This window comes from Streptomyces sp. NPDC093568 (genome assembly GCF_044764945.1).
Taxonomy (GTDB): domain Bacteria; phylum Actinomycetota; class Actinomycetes; order Streptomycetales; family Streptomycetaceae; genus Streptomyces.
Genome location: NZ_JBIWJD010000002.1, coordinates 1,031,199 through 1,048,664, shown reverse-complemented (window position 1 = coordinate 1,048,664; position 17,466 = coordinate 1,031,199). Strand labels below are relative to the sequence as shown.

Below are 17,466 nucleotides of genomic sequence, written 5' to 3'. Positions count from 1 at the left end.
AAACGCCCGGTTACATTCCGAACCCGGAAGCTAAGCCTTACAGCGCCGATGGTACTGCAGGGGGGACCCTGTGGGAGAGTAGGACACCGCCGAACAATTCTTGAGAAAGCCCCCGACCGGGGATACCGGTTCGGGGGCTTTCTGCATTTCTGGTTCGTGCGGGCAGTTCGGTGTTTGTGGTTTGGGGTTCAGGGGGGAGCCACGGAACTCCCCCTGAATGAATTACAGGCGGCCGGCCGTCTTGAGGGCCAGGTATGCGTCTGCCAATGCCGGTGCGAGTTCATCTGGCGTCGCGTCCACGACCGTAACTCCTCGTCGGCGGAGTTGGTCCGCGGTGCGGTGGCGTTCGCTTTGGGACTGGGCTGCGGCTGCGGCTTCGTAGACCGAGTCTGTGTCGCCGCGTGCGGTTGCCATGCGGGCGATGTGGGGGTCCGCCACTGACGCGAGCAGAACTGTGTGGCGCTGAGTGAGTTGGGCGAGGACGGGGAGCAGGCCTTCCTCGATCGGGGCTGCGTCGAGGGTGGTCAGCAGGACGATCAGCGAGTGGCGGGGTGCCGTACGGAGAGCTGTGGCCGTCAGGCCTCGGGCGTCTGTTTCGAGCAGCTCGGGTTCGAGTGTCGCCATCGCGTTGACCAGGGAGGGAAGGACGTCGCCTGCCGCGCGGCCCTGGACGAGGGCGCGTACTCGGCGGTCGTAGGCGAGGAGGTCCACTCGGTCGCCGGCTCGGGAGGCGAGGGCGGCCAGGAGCAGGGCCGCGTCCATGGAGGCGTCGAGGCGTGGAGCGTCGCCGACGCGGCCGGCCGAGGTGCGGCCGGTGTCCAGGACGAGAAGGATGTGGCGGTCGCGTTCGGGGCGCCAGGTGCGTACGGCCACCGCGGATTGTCGGGCCGTAGCGCGCCAGTCGATGGATCGGGTGTCGTCGCCGGGGACGTACTCGCGCAGGCTGTCGAATTCTGTGCCTTCGCCGCGGGTGAGGACGCTGGTGCGGCCGTCGAGTTCGCGCAGCCGGGCCAGCTTTGAGGGCAGGTGCTTTCGGCTGGTGAACGGGGGGAGCACGCGTACCGTCCAGGGGACTTTGTGGGTGCCCTGGCGGGCGAAGAGGCCCAGGGGGCCATAGGAGCGGATGGTCACGCGGTCGGCTTCGCGGTCGCCTCGACGGGTGGGGCGTAGGCGAGTGGTGAGGCGTCGGCGTTCGCCGGCGGGGATGGTCACGCGGTGGCGGGAGGCCGCCATCTCTGTGCCGGGCTGCCAGGTGCTGGGCGGCCACGCGTCGCGGAGGTGGGCGCGCAGGAGGCGGCCGGACGGGTTGGTGACCGTCAGGGTGACGTCCGCTGTTTCGCCGAGGCGTGCGGAGGTGTCGCCGGTGCGGGTCAGGCCCAGTCGGCGTACGGGTGCGGCCAGGGCGAAGTCGCAGGCGCATGCCGCGAGCAAGGGGGCGTTGACCGCCAGGATGCCCGTCCAGCTGGGGTCCCAGATGCCGACGGGGACGGAGCCCAGGGCCGCCAGGAGTGCGGCGCGTCCGGTGAAGGCCATCAGCGGGGGACGGGGACGTGGGCGAGGATCGCGTTGATCACGGAGTCGGCGGTGACGCCCTCCATCTCGGCCTCCGGTCGGAGCTGGACGCGGTGGCGGAGGGCCGGGAGGGCCAGGGCCTTCACGTCGTCTGGGATGACGTAGTCGCGGCCGGTCAGCCAGGCCCATGCGCGGGCGGCCGCGAGAAGGGCCGTGGCGCCTCGCGGGGATACGCCCAGGGTCAGGGACGGTGATTCGCGGGTGGCTCGGCAGATGTCGACGACGTAGGCCGTGATCTCCGGGGAGACCGTTGTCTTGGCCACTGCGGCGCGTGCCGCCTCCAGGTCCGCGGGGCCCGCTACGGGGCGTACGCCGGCGGCGCGCAGGTCGCGTGGGTTGAAGCCCTCGGCGTGGCGGGTGAGGACGTCGATCTCGTCCTGGCGGGAGGGGAGGGGGATCGTGAGCTTGAGGAGGAAACGGTCCAGCTGGGCTTCGGGGAGGGGGTACGTGCCCTCGTACTCCACCGGGTTCTGCGTCGCGGCGACCAGGAACGGGTCGGGGAGGGGGCGCGGGGTGCCGTCGACCGTGACTTGGCGCTCCTCCATGGCCTCCAGGAGGGAGGACTGGGTCTTCGGCGGGGTGCGGTTGATCTCGTCGGCGAGGAGGAGGTTGGTGAAGACCGGGCCGGGCTGGAAGGAGAACTCGGCGCTGCGGGTGTCGTAGACGAGGGAGCCCGTCACGTCGCTCGACATGAGGTCGGGGGTGAACTGGACGCGCTTGGTGTCGAGTTCGAGTGCGGATGCGAGGGCGCGGACGAGCAACGTTTTGGCGACCCCGGGGACTCCTTCCAGTAGTACGTGTCCGCGGCAGAGGAGGGCGACGACGAGGCCGGTGACTGCGGGGTCCTGGCCGACCACGGCTTTGGCGATCTCGGCGCGCAGGGCTTCCAGGGAGGCGCGGGCGGTGCCCGGGTCCCCGGTGCTCCCGGCGTTGTCAGTGGTCGGGTCCATCATGGACGGCGTACCTCTCTTTCGAGGGCGTCGAGTTGGTCGGCGAGGGCGATGAGGGCCGTGTCGTCGCTGGGCGGCGGGCCGAAGAGGAGTGTGTGCAGGGTCTGTCCGTCTCCGTGGTTGTGGAGGTGGGCGGACAGAGCGGGGAGCAGGGCCTCGGGCGCGTGCGCCTGGGAGACGGGGACGCCTACGAGGGGGGCGAGGCGCGTGCGGGTGGTGGAGCGAAGAGCGGCGGCCGCGCGGTCGCGGGCGTTCGCCTTGCGGTAGAGGCGGGCGCGGCCTTCGACGGTTTCGGAGGCGCGGATCGCCACGGGGAGTTTTTCGGGCACCAGGGGGCCGAGTCGGCGTGCCCGCCACAGGGCGGCCAGGGCTGCGGCGATGAAGAGCTGGAGTGTGCCCCAGAGCCAGCCCGAGGGGAGCAGGTCGAAGAAGCTGCGTTCGTCGTCTCCGTCGGCGGCCGACGCGTCGGAGAGCGAGGGGAGGTACCAGACCAAATGGGGGCGGGATCCGAGGAGTTGGAGGGCGAGGGAGGCGTTGCCCTGCTCGTCGAGGCGTTCGTTGTAGAGGATGTCGGGCGCGCCGAGGACGATGGTGTCGCCGTTCTCGGTGGCGTCCGGGACGCGCAGCAGGGTGGCCAGGCGGTCGCTGGGGTAGCACTCGTCGGCGTCGAGGTGGGTGGTGGTGTAGCGGACGCCGCCCAGGTCGGCGGTGCCCGCGCGCTGGGCGGCGGGCAGGGAGCAGTCGGGGGCGAGTTCCGAGTCGAGGCTGGTGGCGGGGTCCGCGGTGACGCCGGGGACGAGCCGTTCGACGGACGCGCTGCCGGGGGCGACGAGGACGGTGCGGCTGCCGGCTCCGGTGGTCGACGAGCGCAGCGTGGACTGTTGACGGTGCGTCAGCAGGTCGGGGTCGGCGACGAGAAGCGTGGTGTCCGCGGCGGACGCGGCGCGTGCCTCGTCCAGGGTGGTGACCACGCGCGTGTCCACACCGCGGTCGGCGAGGAGTTCGGCGACGGCGCGGCTGCCCTTGAGGTCGACGGAGCGCGGGTCGAGGGCGCCGTGCTTGGCGTCGGAGCGGATCGTGGCGATCACGACGGCCGCGATCAGCAGGAGCACGACGGCGAGGGTGACGCCTCGCGCGCGGGTCCACACCTGGCGGGCGGTGGGCGAGGCCGAGGTGGCGGGGAGCGTGGCCTCGGTGGTCATTCGGCGGCTCCCTGGCGGGCGTTGTCGGCCGTGCTGGGGGCGCTGTTCGCGAGCTGGGGCTTGGTGTTCTCCAGGTCGCGGTCGAGTTCCTTGAGGCGCTGGTACGCCTCCTGGGTCGCGGTCCGTCCGCCGTACGTGACGTCGTCGAAGCCCCGGGCGGCGGCGCGCAGTCGGTCCTTGTGGGCGGGCAGCGGGCGGCCGGCTTCGGCGGCGGCCTCGTCCGCGGTGCGGCCGGGGCGTACGTCGAGGAGGGCGCGTTCCTCCAGGGAGCGGACGACGGCGCGCATGCGTTCCTGGACGGCCTGGCTCCAGTGGCCCTGGGCGGCGTGCGCCTCGGCGGCGGCGCGGTGTTCGGCGGCGCTGCGGGGGCGGTCGTCGAACAGGGCGGTGGCGGAGGTGGGCTGGCGGCGCGGGGTGCCGAGGCGCCACCACAGGGCGCCGACGACCGCGAGCACCACCACGATGACGACGACCAGGCCGAGCGGCCCTCTGGGTGTCACCGTCGAGGCGCTGTTGAACACGTCCTCGACCCAGTCCCAGAAGGCGTCCAGCAGGCGCTGGAACCAACTGGGTTCGTTCTCGTGGTACATGCCCTTGGACAGCTCGCGCTGGGCCGCCTCCCGCGCGGGATCGCGGGGGATCGTCAGGGGCGGCTCGTCGTCGGAGCGCGCGAGCAGCGCCAGTGCGGACGTGTCGCCCGAGCGCGCGAGCGCCCGTACGGATGCGTCGCCGGCGCCCAGCACGGCGCGTACGGCTGTGTCGGGCAGCGCTGATGCCGCCGTGACAACTCCCCCCGCAAGACTCACCGGCTCAGCTCCCCGGGGTGCCGGTGCCGTAGTTCTGGACGCCGGCTGCTCGGGCGAGTTCGAGGTCGAGGGCCTCGCGGCGGATGCGCTGGTCGATGTAGAGCAGGACGGTGACGCCGGCCGAGATCGGGAAGGTGATCATGGAGCCGATCACCGAGCCGACGCCGCTGACGATGAGGAACGTCCAGCCGAGGTCGGTGCTGCCTTCGAGGATGTTGGTGGTGGCGTCGCCGCTGAGGGCGGCGCCGAGGAAGGTGAAGGGGATGACGACGATCGCCGCGACGATGTTCGCGATGATCGTGGCCAGCAGCTGGATGCCGAAGACGCGCCACCAGGAGCCCCGCACCAGCTTGGCGGACCGGCTGAGGGCCTTCACGATGCCCTGCTTCTCCAGCATCAGCGCCGGGGAGGCCAGGGAGAAGCGGAACCACAGCCACAGCGCGACGATGCCGGCGGCGAGCATGCCCAGGATGGTGAGAGCCGCGCCCGCGTCGCCGGAGCCCGAGGCGGCCATGAGGATGCCGGGCAGGGCGCCCACGATCACCAGGCCGACGGTCATGAGCAGCAGCAGGAAGAGCAGGCCGAAGAGCCGCAGCACCTGGGGTCGCGCGTCGCGCCAGGCCTCGCCGGTGGTCACCGACTTGCCGAGTACCGCGCGGCTGGTGACGGTCGTCAGCAGGGCGGTCGCGATGATCGCGCCGATCATGGAGATCAGCAGGAGCACGCTGGAGCTCAGCATGGCGTCGCCCATAGCGCGGGTCACCTCGTCGAGGCTGGCGCTCGGGTCGTTGAGGGCGTCGGTGCTCGTGAGGTCGTTCAGCACGAAGCCCTGGACGAGGATGACGAGGATCTCCGTGACGATGGCGACGGTCAGGGAGATGCCGAGGACCGTGCGCCAGTAGGTGCGCATGGTGGAGACCGCGCCGTCGAGGATCTCGCCGACGCCGAGCGGGCGCAGCGGGATCACGCCGGGCTTGGCCGCGGGCGGAGGTCCGCCCCAGCCGCCTCCCCAGCCGCCGTATCCGCCCGGAGCGCCGTAGCCCGGGTGGCCGCCGCCGTAACCGCCGGGGCCGGCCGGAGGGGGAGCGCCCCAGCCCGGGCCGGGCGGCGGGGGTGGCGGAGTCTGGCCGGGGGCCGGGGATCCCGTCGGTGCGGACCACTGGCCGGGTGGCGGCTGCTCCTTGGACCACTTCGAGCCGGGGCCCTGAGGGTCTTCCGGCTGCTGCGCGGGGCCGGGACGGTCTGCGGGCTCGGCAGGACCGGTCGCGCCGGGTTCCTGTCCGTCGGACGGGACGGATCCGGGCGAGGCCCAGCCCGGAGTGTCTTTCATCGTCGCTCCTTCACGGTGCCCGTCCGCGGTCGCGGTGGCAGGTTGGCAGCCATCGTGCCATGGGGTGGTCGGATGGGTACCGGCCGCGGTCTGGGCTGCGCACCTTCAATTGTCCGCCGGAGACGGGGCAGACTGACGGCATGGCTGATCAGCACGCGCAATCCGGCGAGGACAGCAAGCCGACCGAGATTCCGGCGATCCGATGGGACGAACCACCCGAAGGTCCCGTACTGGTCCTTCTCGATCAGACGAGGCTACCGGCCGAGGAGGTCGAACTGGTCTGTACGGACGCTCCCGCGCTGGTGGAGGCGATCCGTACGCTCGCGGTGCGTGGTGCGCCGCTGCTCGGGATCGCCGGGGCGTACGGGGTCGCGCTCGCCGCCGCGCGCGGCTTCGACGTGGACGCCGCCGCGGACTCGCTGGCGGGCGCCCGGCCCACCGCGGTGAACCTCGCCGTCGGGGTGCGGCGGGCCCAGGCGGCATACCGGGCCGAGCTGGCCGCCGGCGGGGACGCCGAGCAGGCGGTCGCCGCGGCGTTGGTGGCGGCGCGGGCGCTGCACGAGGAGGACGCCGCGGGCAGCGTTCGGATGGCCGAGCGCGGCCTGGCGCTGCTGGACGAGCTGTTGCCGGGCGGCGGGCACCGCATCCTCACGCACTGCAACACCGGGGCGCTGGTCTCGGGCGGGGAGGGCACGGCGTTCGCGGTGGCGCTCGCGGCGCACCGGACCGGGCGGCTGAGGCGGTTGTGGGTCGACGAGACGCGGCCCTTGCTGCAAGGGGCGCGGCTGACGGCGTACGAGGCGGCGCGCAACGGGATGGCGTACACCCTGCTCACGGACAACGCGGCAGGGTCGCTGTTCGCGGCCGGTGAGGTGGACGCGGTGCTGATCGGAGCGGATCGCATCGCGGCCGACGGCTCGGTGGCGAACAAGGTGGGGAGCTACCCGCTCGCCGTGCTCGCGCGCTACCACCATGTGCCGTTCATCGTGGTGGCGCCGCTGACGACGGTGGATCCGGACACCCCGGACGGGGCGTCCATCGAGGTCGAGCAGCGGCCGGGCTTCGAGGTCACCGAGATCGCCGCGCCGCAGGCGCCGACGGCCGGTGGGGAGCCGGGAGGCGGGATTCCCGTGGCGCCGTTGGGGACGCAGGCGTACAACCCGGCGTTCGATGTGACGCCGCCCGAGCTCGTGACGGCGATCGTCACCGAGGAAGGGGTCGTGTCGCCGGTGACCGGCGAGGCGCTGGCGGAGCTGTGCGCGCGGTCGCGGGCGGATGACGCGGACGTTGTGAGGTAGCGGTCGAAATCGGCCGGGCGGGCAGAGCGGGGCAAACCCGCCCAAAGGTCACTGTCTGTGCTAGGTGCGAGGGCAGACAGTGGTGACTTCCTACGACTAAGGTCACTGCCCGGTGACCTACCTCACCTGAGCCTTCGCCACTGTTATGAGAATGGGATGATGTCGTTTATGAAGGGACGAGTCCTTGTCGTCGACGACGACACCGCACTGGCCGAGATGCTCGGCATCGTGCTGCGTGGTGAAGGTTTTGAGCCGTCTTTCGTAGCCGACGGCGACAAGGCGCTGGCCGCATTCAGGGAGACCAAACCCGATCTGGTGCTGCTGGACCTGATGCTGCCCGGGCGGGACGGCATCGAGGTGTGCCGTCTGATCCGGGCGGAGTCCGGAGTGCCGATCGTGATGCTGACGGCCAAGAGCGACACCGTCGACGTGGTCGTGGGCCTGGAGTCCGGTGCCGACGACTACATCGTGAAGCCGTTCAAGCCGAAGGAGCTCGTCGCCCGGATCCGGGCGCGGCTGCGGAGGTCGGAGGAGCCGGCGCCGGAGCAGCTCGCCATCGGTGACCTCGTGATCGACGTGGCCGGGCACTCCGTGAAGCGGGACGGCCAGTCGATCGCCTTGACGCCGCTGGAGTTCGACCTGCTGGTCGCGCTGGCCCGTAAGCCGTGGCAGGTGTTCACGCGTGAGGTGCTCCTGGAGCAGGTGTGGGGCTACCGGCACGCGGCCGACACCCGTCTGGTGAACGTGCATGTGCAGCGCCTGCGTTCCAAGGTCGAGAAGGACCCGGAGCGCCCGGAGATCGTGGTGACCGTCCGTGGCGTCGGCTACAAGGCAGGGCCGAGCTGACATGACCGGGGACAGTGCCGCTTCGGCCCCCGGTCGGACCGGGACCCGCCCGGAGCGGCCTGTCGGCCGGAAGTCGGCGGGCTCCCGCTGGGGTCGTTTTCTGGAGGGCGGGCTGCTGCAGGGCGGAGTCCAGGGCAGCCCGGTCCTTCGTCTGCTGCTGCGCTGGGTGCGCCGGCCGCTGCTGCCGGTCATGCGGCTGTGGCGGCGCAACATCCAGCTCAAGGTCGTCGTCACGACGCTGCTGATGTCGCTGGGCGTCGTCCTGCTGCTGGGCTTCGTGGTCATCGGGCAGGTGCGCAACGGCCTGCTGGACGCCAAGGTGAAGGCCTCGCAGAGTCAGGCCACCGGCGGTTTCGCGGCGGCCAAGCAGAGCGCCGACGAGGCGGCCGCGGGGACCGCCGACGACGGTGCGGCGGCGGACGAGCGCTCCGAGCAGAACGTCATCCAGTGGATGAGCGACCTCGTCTCCTCGCTCTCCAGCGGCGGCCAGGGCGCCTTCGACGTGGTGACCCTCCCGGCCTCCGCCGGAGGTGACACCGGTGGGCGCGGCCCGCGCGCGTCCGGCGGCGTGGACCCGACGTCCAGCGTGCCCGAGGATCTGCGTGAGCGGATCGACGGCGACATGGGCGCGTTCCAGAGCTACACCCGCATCGTCTACAACCCCACCGCCGACAAGGAAGCCCAGCCGGCGCTGGTCATCGGCAAGCAGGTCAACGACCCCAACGGCGACCCCTTCCAGCTCTACTACCTCTTCCCGCTCACGCAGGAGGAGAAGTCGCTGAGCCTGGTCAAGGGGACACTCGCGACCGCCGGGCTCTTCGTCGTCGTACTCCTTGGGGCCATCGCCTGGCTCGTGGTGCGGCAGGTCGTCACGCCCGTGCGGATGGCGGCCGGGATCGCCGAGCGGCTGTCGGCCGGTCGGCTTCAGGAACGGATGAAGGTCACCGGCGAGGACGACATCGCGCGGCTCGGTGAGGCCTTCAACAAGATGGCGCAGAACCTCCAGCTGAAGATCCAGCAGCTGGAGGACCTGTCGCGGATGCAGCGGCGGTTCGTCTCCGACGTGTCGCACGAGCTGCGCACGCCGCTGACGACTGTCCGCATGGCCGCCGACGTCATCCACGAGGCGCGGGAGGACTTCGACCCGGTGACCGCGCGGTCGGCGGAGCTGCTGGCCGATCAGCTGGACCGGTTCGAGTCGCTGCTCGCCGATCTGCTGGAGATCAGCCGTTTCGACGCGGGCGCGGCGGCGCTGGAGGCCGAGCCGATCGACCTCAGGGAGGTCGTACGTCGTGTCGTCAGCGGAGCCGAGCCGCTCGCGGAGCGCAAGGGCACGCAGATACGCGTCCTCGGCGACCAGCAGCCCATCGTCGCCGAGGCGGACGCCCGGCGTGTGGAGCGTGTGCTGCGCAATCTCGTCGTCAACGCCGTCGAGCACGGCGAGGGCCGGGACGTCGTCGTCAAGCTCGCTTCGGCGGGCGGAGCCGTCGCGGTCGCGGTGCGCGACTACGGCGTCGGGCTCAAGCCCGGCGAGGCGACGCGCGTCTTCAGCCGCTTCTGGCGGGCCGACCCGGCACGCGCGCGTACGACGGGCGGTACGGGACTGGGGCTGTCCATCGCGCTGGAGGACGCACGGCTGCACGGCGGCTGGCTGCAGGCGTGGGGTGAGCCGGGCGGCGGTTCGCAGTTCCGGCTGACACTGCCGCGGACGGCGGACGAGCCGCTGCGGGGCTCGCCCATACCCCTCGAACCCAAGGACTCGCGGCGCAACCGCGGGCTCGATGACGCCGGCCTGCCGCACGGCGGCGTGGACAAGGCCGCCACGCTGCCGGCCCAGCCGGGCGGCGACCAGGCTTCCGCGACGCCGTCCCGGGACCCGATACCGCCCCGCCACGGAGCTACCGCGGCCCCCAAGGCCGATCCGACGGCACTGCCCGGCAACGGCGCGCGAGTCGTGCCCCGGCCCGCGTCGGGCACGCGGCGCCAGGACGAGGCGCCGGGTGCGGAAGAGCCGCCGAGTGAGGAAACCGGGCACACCGAGGAGTCGAGCAAGCATGGGGAGGCATCTCGTGGGCGCTGACCGCGAGGGAGGCGCCCGGCGCACGCCGGGGCGCGCGGTGGCGTACGTCGCCTGTGGCGCCGTACTGCTGGCCGGATGCGCCTCCATGCCCGACAGCGGCGATCTGCGGGGCGTCGAGTCCACGCCGCGCCAGGACACCCAGGTGCGGGTCTTCGCGATGCCGCCGCACGAGGACGCCTCGTCGTCGGAGATCGTCTCGGGCTTCCTGGAGGCCCTGACCAGCGACGACCCGGACTATGAGATCGCGCGCAAATACCTGACGAAGGAGGCGTCGGACAACTGGCGCCCCCTGCTGTCCACGACGGTGCTCGCCGACGGTCCGGCCGCCCAGGGCGACCGTGTGGGAGGCCGGGAGGAGACCGACAGCCTCTCGTACACGCTGTCCGGCGCCAAGGTCGCAACCGTCGACGCGCAGCAGTCGTACGCGCCCGCGAGCGGGAACTACAGCGAGTCGATGCACCTCACGCGCGACAAGAAGACCAAGCAGTGGCGTATCGACGTGCCGCCGCGTGGCGTCGTCATGGGCAAGTCGGACTTCCAGCGCAACTACATGTCCGTCGACAAGTACTACTTCGCGACGAACACCACGCTCGGCACCTCCCCGCACACGGCGGCCGTCGCCGATCCCGTCTATGTGCGCCGCAACGTCGACCCCATGACGCAGACGGTGCGTTCGCTGCTCAAGGGGCCCACCAGCTGGCTCAACCCGGTGGTCAGGTCGAGTTTCCCGACCGGGACAGCGCTGAAGAAGGACGTCACCACGCTGACGCCCGACGACCAGAACCGGCTGACCGTGCGGTTGAACGACAAGGCCGCGCGGGTCGGGCTGACCAAGTGCAGCGAGATGGCGGCCCAGCTTCTGTTCACGCTGCAGAACCTCACGCCCACGGTCGACGAGGTCGAGCTGCGCGCGGGCGGCAGGCAGCTGTGCACGCTGACCGAGGAGGGCGCCGAGGGCGTCGCGGTGCGCGGATCGGTGGAACGCGCGAACTATCTGTACTTCCTCGACGCCGAGCACCACCTGGTACGGCTGGCCGCCGCCACCAACGACACGAAGCCGGACCCCGTGCCGGGTGCCCTCGGCGAGGGCGACACACAGCTCGAGTCGGTGGCGGTCTCGCGCGATGAGGACATGGCGGCCGGGGTCGGCCTCGACGGCCGGAACCTGTACGTCGGGGCGCTGGTCGCGGGCGGTCAGCTCGGCGAGCCCGAGCTGACCAGCGCGGGCAGGACGGCGGACGAACGGCTCTCGGCACCCAGCTGGGACGCCCAAGGCGACCTGTGGGTGGCCGACCGCGACCCCGACAACTCCCGGCTGCTCCTGCTGAAGGAGGGCGTGGGCGATCCGGTGGTGGTGAAGACGCCGCCGGGGCTGGAGGGCCGTATCGAGTCCGTGCGGGTGGCCGCGGACGGTGTGCGGATCGCGCTCGTGGTCAAGGAGGGCGACAAGTCGTCGCTGCTGATCGGGCGGATCGAGCGGAGCGAGGGCGGCAAGTCCGGCGAGGAAGCGTCCGTCTCGGTGCACGAACTGCGCTCCGCGACGCCCGCGTTGGAAGAGGTCACGGCCATGTCGTGGGCCGGCGACAGCCGGCTCGTGGTGGTCGGGCGTGAGCAGGGCGGCGTGCAGACGATGCGGTATGTGCAGGTCGACGGCTCGACGCCGGAGGGGCCCGCGCCCGCGGCCCTCAGCGGGGTCAAGGAGATCACCGCGTCCGAGGACGCCCGCCTGCCGCTGGTCGGGTACTCGGAGGACGGGATCGTGCGGCTGCCGTCCGGGGCGCAGTGGCAGAAGGTCGTTACGGACGGGACGGCTCCGGTTTATCCGGGGTGAGGTTTCGAACGCCTCGTGGCGACCGCTTCCGGCTGGGGGACTCCCCGGGGAAGCGGTCGCTTTCTTTTGTACGTCGGTTATGGCGGCTGCGGCGGTCCCGCGGTTTGCCGGCTGGTGTGCCGCAGCGCGCGGGCCGGGAATTCGGGGCGGCCCGGGCAACGGAAACCGGTCGCTGCCCCAGAGGTCGGAGTTTTCCACAGGGGGTTATCCACAGGGGTGGTCGGCCGGCGTGGGCGTTGGCACAGTGGTGGGCATGCGGGGGTGGTGGCAGGACCTCACCGACCTGGTGCTGCCGGCCGAGTGCGGGGGCTGTGGAAGGCCTCGCACGGTGCTCTGCCCGGAGTGCCGTGCCGTCCTGAGCGGGACCGTACCGAGCCGGGTGCGACCGGTGCCGGAGCCGCCCGGGCTGCCGGTGGTGCACGCGGCGGCCCGGTACGCGGACGAGGCGCGGGCCGTGCTGCTGGCTCACAAGGAACGCGGTGCGCTGGCACTCGCGACGCCGCTCGGAGCGGCCTTGGCGGGGGCTGTGCGGGCGGCGCTTCGGGAGGCCGGAGGAGAGAGCGGTCGTGGCGTGTCGGGGCGGGCTGGACCGCCTCGGGGCTCTGAGGAGCGGGCTGACGGGCAAGGGTGGTTCGGGAGCGCCGGTGCCCCGGTGCTGCTCGTGCCGGTTCCGTCGGCGCGTGCGGCGGTTCGGGCGCGCGGGCATGATCCGGCGCGGCGGATCGCCCTGGCGGCGGCGGGTGAGCTGCGGCGGGCCGGGACGTCGGCGCGTGTGCTGGCTGTGCTGCGGCAGCGGCGGACGGTGGCGGATCAGGCGGGGCTCAACTCCCGTGAACGGCTGGACAATCTCGCGGGCGCGCTGACGGTGGCTCCTGGGGGAGGGCGGCTGCTCGCCGGTGGCGGTCCGGTCGTGCTGGTCGACGACCTGATGACGACGGGGGCGTCTTTGGCGGAGGCGGCGCGGGCCTTGCGGGCGGCCTTGGTTGAGCGGCCAGGCTCGGACCGGGCGGAGGAACGCAGCGGTACGGCGGAGTCGGCAGCCCAGGGCCGGGAAGTGCGGTCGGCCTCGTACGGCCGGCGGGCAGTGCGGTCGGCTGAGTACGGCCGACGGGCAGTGCCAACGGCTGAGTACGGCCGCCGGGCAGGTCGGCCGGGAGCGGGGCTGGGCGTAGGGGACTCGGGGAGCGTCAATGGCTCGGAACGGAGGAGCGTATGCGGCAGAACGATTCAGGAGGTGGACGCGTATAGATGGGGGACCACGGGGCCGGATGAGGGTGGTGACGGGACAACGGCTGTGTACACGGCGGGAAGTCGGGAAAGCACAGGGGAACGGAACGCTGGATCGACGGAGGACGCGATGCGGTGGACGTGCGAGAGACCGGGAATCAGGGGCGCCGGACCAGCGCACGACCTGATCCGAGCGGCTGTGGTCGCTGCGCCGCCGGATTCCTTCGAAATAAACCGGAACTGACTGCGAACTTGCATCGTTGCAGGTAACGAGAGGGTCAATTCACCTGAACGGAGGTACGCCGGAGTAGAGGGTGACGACATCCGTCCGGGCGAGATATGTTCGGTTGTGGAGGGAAAGGCGCAGGCCATCCCCGTCATATCCGAATGCCGTGCCGCGGGTTTAGCTCAATCTCCCGCGGCCATGGGGTGGAGATCTTGCCCATGGGGGAGGAGGAGGTGAAGTCGCCGAGTCCGAGGTTCCGGAGATCGCCGGGACCTGGTGCAAAAAGGGAGATGCTCCGCCGATGGAGCGGGGCGATCCGGGAACGGAGTTCTGCGTGGACATCGTCGTCAAAGGCCGCAAGACCGAGGTGCCCGAGCGGTTCCGCAAGCACGTGGCCGAGAAGCTGAAGCTGGAGAAGATCCAGAGGCTCGATGCCAAGGTGATCAGCCTCGACGTCGAGGTGTCCAAAGAGCCCAACCCGCGACAGGCCGACCGCAGCGATCGAGTGGAGATCACGCTCCGCTCCCGCGGTCCGGTGATCCGGGCGGAGGCAGCGGCCAGCGATCCGTACGCGGCACTCGACCTCGCGGCGGAGAAGCTGGATGCCCGGCTGCGCAAGCAGCACGACAAGCGTTTCTCGCGCCGAGGCGCACGCCGACTCACGGCGGCCGAGGTCCCCGACCACGTTCCGGGCGCGGCGACGCTGAACGGCAACGGCCACACGTTCCAGGAAGAAGAGTCCGACGGAGTTCCCACCAAGAAGATCGGCTCGCTGGAAGTGAAGGGCGAAGGACCCCTCGTCGTACGCGAGAAGACGCACGTCGCCTCCCCGATGACCCTCGACCAGGCCCTCTACGAGATGGAGCTGGTCGGGCACGACTTCTACCTCTTCGTCGACTCCGAGACGAAGGAACCGAGTGTCGTCTACCGGCGGCACGCCTACGACTACGGGGTCATCCACCTCAACACGGACCCGATGGTCACCCAGGCGCATTCTCCCGCGGCCGGCGGCACGCTGGGCGGCTGAACCACCCGGCTGACAGCTGAGCCGGTGCCCCTGGAGCGCGTGTGCGCCCCCAGGGGCACCGGTGTGCGACCACTTCGCGCCCCGCTCGTCACCGGAGTGTCGGCCGGGCATGAAATCATGGCCGCACCGGCCCAACCGTTGGGCCGCTGCCTTGGGTTGGCGATGGCAGACGACCAGCCACAGCCTTCAGGGGGAGGAACGATGGCGGACAGCTTCGGACCGATGCGGGACGAGGATGCCGACGGTGATGTCGTCGGCATGGGCCCGGACGCGGGCTCTCCACGCAAGGAGCCGATCAGAGTCCTTGTCGTCGACGACCACGCCCTGTTCCGCCGTGGACTGGAGATCGTGCTCGCGGCCGAGGAGGACATCCAGGTGGTGGGGGAGGCGGGAGACGGCGCGGAAGCCGTCGACAAGGCCGCCGACCTGCTGCCGGACATCGTGCTGATGGATGTACGGATGCCCAAGCGGGGCGGCATCGAGGCCTGCACCTCCATCAAGGAGGTGGCCCCCAGCGCGAAGATCATCATGCTGACGATCAGCGACGAGGAGGCCGACCTCTACGACGCGATCAAGGCGGGCGCGACCGGCTACCTCCTCAAGGAGATCTCCACGGACGAGGTCGCCACGGCGATCCGCGCGGTGGCCGACGGGCAGTCGCAGATCAGCCCGTCGATGGCGTCGAAGCTGCTCACCGAGTTCAAGTCGATGATCCAGCGGACGGACGAGCGCCGGCTCGTGCCCGCGCCGCGGCTCACCGACCGTGAGCTGGAGGTCCTCAAGCTCGTCGCCACGGGGATGAACAACCGCGACATCGCCAAGGAGTTGTTCATCTCCGAGAACACCGTGAAGAACCACGTGCGCAACATCCTGGAGAAGCTTCAGCTGCACTCCAGGATGGAGGCCGTGGTGTACGCGATGCGGGAGAAGATCCTCGAGATCCGCTGAGGGTCAGCCCACCAGGCGGGCGACTTCCCTCGCGAGCGGTTCGCGCAGGGCGGGGGCGTCGACCCGCTCCACCCGTACGTCCGTGCAGTCCACCCAGCTCGCCGCCTCGACCAGCGCCTGGGCCACCGCCGGGACCGCCTTCGGGCCGTCCAGCGTGACCTGCTTGGCCACCAGGGTCTGGCCCTCGCGGGCCGGGTCCACGCGGCCGACGAGGTGGCCGCCGGCCAGGACCGGCATCGCGAAATAGCCGTAGATCCGCTTCTGCTTGGGGACGTACGCCTCCAGACGATGGGTGAAGCCGAAGATCCGCTCCGTGCGCGCCCGTTCCCAGATCAGGGAGTCGAACGGCGACAGCAGCGTCGTACGGTGGCGCCCGCGTGGAGGGGTCTCCAGGGCCGCCGGGTCGGCCCAGGCCGGCTTGCCCCAGCCTTCGACGGTGACCGGGACCAGACCCGAGTCGGCGATCACCGCGTCGACCTGCTCGCCCTTGAGGCGGTGGTAGTCGGCGATGTCCGCGCGGGTGCCGACGCCGAGGGACTGGCCGGCCAGGCGGACCAGGCGGCGCAGGCATTCGGCGTCGTCCAGCTCGTCGTGCAGCAGTGCCTGCGGAACGGCGCGCTCGGCGAGGTCGTAGACGCGCTTCCAGCCGCGGCGCTCGACGCAGACCACCTCGCCGTACATCAGGGCCCGCTCCACGGCGACCTTCGCGCCCGACCAGTCCCACCACTCACTCGTCCGCTTCGCGCCGCCCAGCTCGGTCGCCGTGAGCGGGCCCTCCGCGCGGAGCTGCTTGATCACCTGGTCGTAGGCGCCGTCGGGGAGGTCGTGGTTCCAGTGCGGGCGGCCGCGGTAGGCGCGGCGGCGGAACGCGAAGTGCGGCCACTCCTCGACGGGGAGGATGCAGGCCGCGTGGGACCAGTACTCGAAGGCGTGCGTGTCGGTCCAGTACGCGCGCTCGACCGTCTTGCGGCCCACAGCGCCCAGGCGGGCGTACGGGATCAGCTCGTGGGAGCGGGCCAGGACCGAGATGGTGTCGAGCTGCACCGCGCCGAGGTGCCTGAGGATGCCGCGGACGCCGGACCTGCGGTCGAGAGCGCCGAGGAACCCCTGTGCGCGCAGCGCGATACGGCGGGCCTCGTCGGCCGAGAGGTCGGTTGTGGGGCGCAGGGTGGTCATGGTCCGCACCCTAGAACGTGGCACTGACAACGCGACGTGAGCTGGGGATTCGCGGCCTCCTGGGCGGCGGTCACGGCTAGGCCCTGTCGTTTGGATCATCCCGGCGTCGCGGGGTCTGGCACGCCCTCCCCCAAGCTCTTCGAGCAGGGGGCACCCCCAGCCGCGTTGTCGTCACTCGCCGACGCTCCGCGTCGACTCCCTCCTCCGCCTTGCAGCTGCACGCACCAGACCCCGCTCGGGTCGGTTGAAAGGCGCCGCACCTCACAGCCGGCCTGATCCAAACGACAGGGCCTAGCCCTGCTGGATCCTCGCCGGAAGATAGGGGGCCGTCGACGGCAGTGCCAGGTCCGACGGGAGCAGGGAACCCACCCAGCAGTCCCGGCGTACGCCCTGGTGGACGATGGCGGAGCGCAGGGTGCCCTCCACGCGGAAGCCGGCTCGCTCGGCCACCGCGCGGGAGGGCCTGTTGCCGACCTCCGCGCGCCACTCCACCCGGTCGATCGACAGCCGCACGAAGGCCCAGCGGGACGCGGCGAGGACGGCCTCGGTGATGTAGCCGTTGCCGCGGTGCTCCTTCGTGCCCCAGAAACCGATCTCGGCCTCGCTCATGGAACGCATCGTGAGGCCGAGCATCCCCGCCAGGTCCTCCCCTCCGGGGAGGAACAGCCCCCAGGTGAACATCGAACCGTTTTTCCAGCCCTCCGGGACGAGTTGTTCCGTGAAGCCCTCCGCGTGCTCGCGCAGATACGGCGACGGGATCGTGGTCCAGCGCTGGATGTCGGGATCCTGGGCGGCCTCGTACACGGCATCGGTGTCCTTGGGGCCGACCGTGCGCAGCACGAGGCGGTCGGTGGAGAGCGTGACGGGTTCCATCGGCCGATTCTCCTCGCGGGTCGGTGACAAGCGCCAACGTTTATGCGGTGAGTGAGCGCACGATCGCATTTCGC

The 17,466-nt window shown here is 71.2% G+C and carries 13 protein-coding genes, 1 rRNA gene and 1 pseudogene; 8 read left to right on the top strand and 7 right to left on the bottom strand.

Annotation, left to right across the window (positions count from 1 at the left end):
• Positions 1–95: ribosomal RNA gene (gene rrf, locus ACIRD7_RS14145) — 5S ribosomal RNA — on the top strand; the annotation flags it as partial.
• A gap of 127 nt (positions 96–222) precedes the next feature.
• Here rrf and ACIRD7_RS14140 read toward each other — a convergent pair.
• From ACIRD7_RS14140 to ACIRD7_RS14120, 5 genes are read right to left on the bottom strand one after another with little or no spacing between them, the layout of a single operon-like run.
• On the bottom strand, positions 223–1,533 hold the full coding sequence (locus ACIRD7_RS14140) for a DUF58 domain-containing protein (protein ID WP_403453045.1): 1,311 nt from the start codon (positions 1,531–1,533) through the stop codon (positions 223–225).
• On the bottom strand, positions 1,533–2,522 hold the full coding sequence (locus ACIRD7_RS14135; RefSeq protein WP_403453044.1) for an AAA family ATPase: 990 nt from the start codon (positions 2,520–2,522) through the stop codon (positions 1,533–1,535). Before ACIRD7_RS14135 ends, ACIRD7_RS14140 begins: the two co-directional genes overlap by 1 nt.
• Positions 2,522–3,724, bottom strand: coding sequence for a DUF4350 domain-containing protein (locus tag ACIRD7_RS14130; RefSeq protein ID WP_403453043.1), 1,203 nt, complete (start codon positions 3,722–3,724; stop codon positions 2,522–2,524). The genes ACIRD7_RS14135 and ACIRD7_RS14130 overlap by 1 nt, the downstream gene beginning before the upstream one ends.
• A complete protein-coding gene (locus ACIRD7_RS14125) occupies positions 3,721–4,530 on the bottom strand; it encodes a DUF4129 domain-containing protein (protein WP_403453042.1) in 810 nt (269 codons plus the stop codon). The genes ACIRD7_RS14130 and ACIRD7_RS14125 overlap by 4 nt, the downstream gene beginning before the upstream one ends.
• Positions 4,531–4,534: 4 nt before the next feature.
• Complete coding sequence (locus tag ACIRD7_RS14120) at positions 4,535–5,860, bottom strand: glycerophosphoryl diester phosphodiesterase membrane domain-containing protein (RefSeq protein ID WP_403453041.1); 1,326 nt, start codon at positions 5,858–5,860, stop codon at positions 4,535–4,537.
• 140 nt (positions 5,861–6,000) lie between these two features.
• Between ACIRD7_RS14120 and mtnA the strand changes: the two genes are divergently transcribed.
• The 7 genes and pseudogenes from mtnA (at position 6,001) to ACIRD7_RS14085 (ending at position 15,343) form a co-directional block, all read left to right on the top strand.
• Complete coding sequence (gene mtnA, locus ACIRD7_RS14115) at positions 6,001–7,158, top strand: S-methyl-5-thioribose-1-phosphate isomerase (protein WP_403453040.1); 1,158 nt, start codon at positions 6,001–6,003, stop codon at positions 7,156–7,158.
• Between the two features lie 156 nt (positions 7,159–7,314).
• Positions 7,315–8,004, top strand: coding sequence for a two-component system response regulator MtrA (gene mtrA, locus ACIRD7_RS14110; RefSeq protein ID WP_015659998.1), 690 nt, complete (start codon positions 7,315–7,317; stop codon positions 8,002–8,004).
• Between the two features lies 1 nt (position 8,005).
• Entirely contained in the window at positions 8,006–10,084 is a 2,079-nt protein-coding gene (gene mtrB / locus ACIRD7_RS14105; protein ID WP_403453039.1) for an MtrAB system histidine kinase MtrB, read from the top strand.
• Positions 10,074–11,915, top strand: coding sequence for an LpqB family beta-propeller domain-containing protein (locus ACIRD7_RS14100; protein ID WP_403453088.1), 1,842 nt, complete (start codon positions 10,074–10,076; stop codon positions 11,913–11,915). The genes mtrB and ACIRD7_RS14100 overlap by 11 nt, the downstream gene beginning before the upstream one ends.
• A 253-nt stretch (positions 11,916–12,168) precedes the next feature.
• Positions 12,169–12,960 (top strand): annotated as a pseudogene (locus tag ACIRD7_RS14095) (ComF family protein); the annotation flags it as partial.
• Between the two features lie 742 nt (positions 12,961–13,702).
• Positions 13,703–14,395 carry a ribosome hibernation-promoting factor, HPF/YfiA family gene (gene hpf, locus ACIRD7_RS14090; RefSeq protein ID WP_403453038.1) on the top strand — a complete coding sequence of 231 codons (693 nt, stop codon included), beginning with the start codon at positions 13,703–13,705 and terminating at the stop codon, positions 14,393–14,395.
• A gap of 201 nt (positions 14,396–14,596) precedes the next feature.
• Complete coding sequence (locus ACIRD7_RS14085; RefSeq protein WP_062156068.1) at positions 14,597–15,343, top strand: response regulator transcription factor; 747 nt, start codon at positions 14,597–14,599, stop codon at positions 15,341–15,343.
• 3 nt (positions 15,344–15,346) lie between these two features.
• On the opposite strand, the gene ACIRD7_RS14080 is transcribed toward ACIRD7_RS14085, so the two are convergent.
• Both ACIRD7_RS14080 and ACIRD7_RS14075 read right to left on the bottom strand, forming a co-directional pair.
• The gene (locus tag ACIRD7_RS14080; protein WP_403453037.1) at positions 15,347–16,519 is read right to left on the bottom strand and encodes a winged helix-turn-helix domain-containing protein; all 1,173 of its coding nucleotides are present in this window, start codon (positions 16,517–16,519) and stop codon (positions 15,347–15,349) included.
• 291 nt (positions 16,520–16,810) lie between these two features.
• Positions 16,811–17,392, bottom strand: a complete 582-nt coding sequence (locus tag ACIRD7_RS14075; protein ID WP_403453036.1) for a GNAT family N-acetyltransferase — start codon at positions 17,390–17,392, stop codon at positions 16,811–16,813.
• Between the last annotated feature and the right edge of the window lie 74 nt (positions 17,393–17,466).

What these genes read in the sequence shown, in the direction of transcription:
- ACIRD7_RS14075 (WP_403453036.1), bottom strand. Translation starts at nt 17,392, where the DNA reads ATGGAACCCGTCACGCTCTCCACCGACCGCCTCGTGCTGCGCACGGTC.
- ACIRD7_RS14120 (WP_403453041.1), bottom strand. Translation starts at nt 5,860, where the DNA reads ATGAAAGACACTCCGGGCTGGGCCTCGCCCGGATCCGTCCCGTCCGAC.
- ACIRD7_RS14135 (WP_403453044.1), bottom strand. Translation starts at nt 2,522, where the DNA reads ATGGACCCGACCACTGACAACGCCGGGAGCACCGGGGACCCGGGCACC.
- mtrB (WP_403453039.1), top strand. Translation starts at nt 8,006, where the DNA reads ATGACCGGGGACAGTGCCGCTTCGGCCCCCGGTCGGACCGGGACCCGC.
- ACIRD7_RS14140 (WP_403453045.1), bottom strand. Translation starts at nt 1,533, where the DNA reads ATGGCCTTCACCGGACGCGCCGCACTCCTGGCGGCCCTGGGCTCCGTC.
- mtnA (WP_403453040.1), top strand. Translation starts at nt 6,001, where the DNA reads ATGGCTGATCAGCACGCGCAATCCGGCGAGGACAGCAAGCCGACCGAG.
- ACIRD7_RS14085 (WP_062156068.1), top strand. Translation starts at nt 14,597, where the DNA reads ATGGCGGACAGCTTCGGACCGATGCGGGACGAGGATGCCGACGGTGAT.
- ACIRD7_RS14130 (WP_403453043.1), bottom strand. Translation starts at nt 3,724, where the DNA reads ATGACCACCGAGGCCACGCTCCCCGCCACCTCGGCCTCGCCCACCGCC.
- ACIRD7_RS14080 (WP_403453037.1), bottom strand. Translation starts at nt 16,519, where the DNA reads ATGACCACCCTGCGCCCCACAACCGACCTCTCGGCCGACGAGGCCCGC.
- mtrA (WP_015659998.1), top strand. Translation starts at nt 7,315, where the DNA reads ATGATGTCGTTTATGAAGGGACGAGTCCTTGTCGTCGACGACGACACC.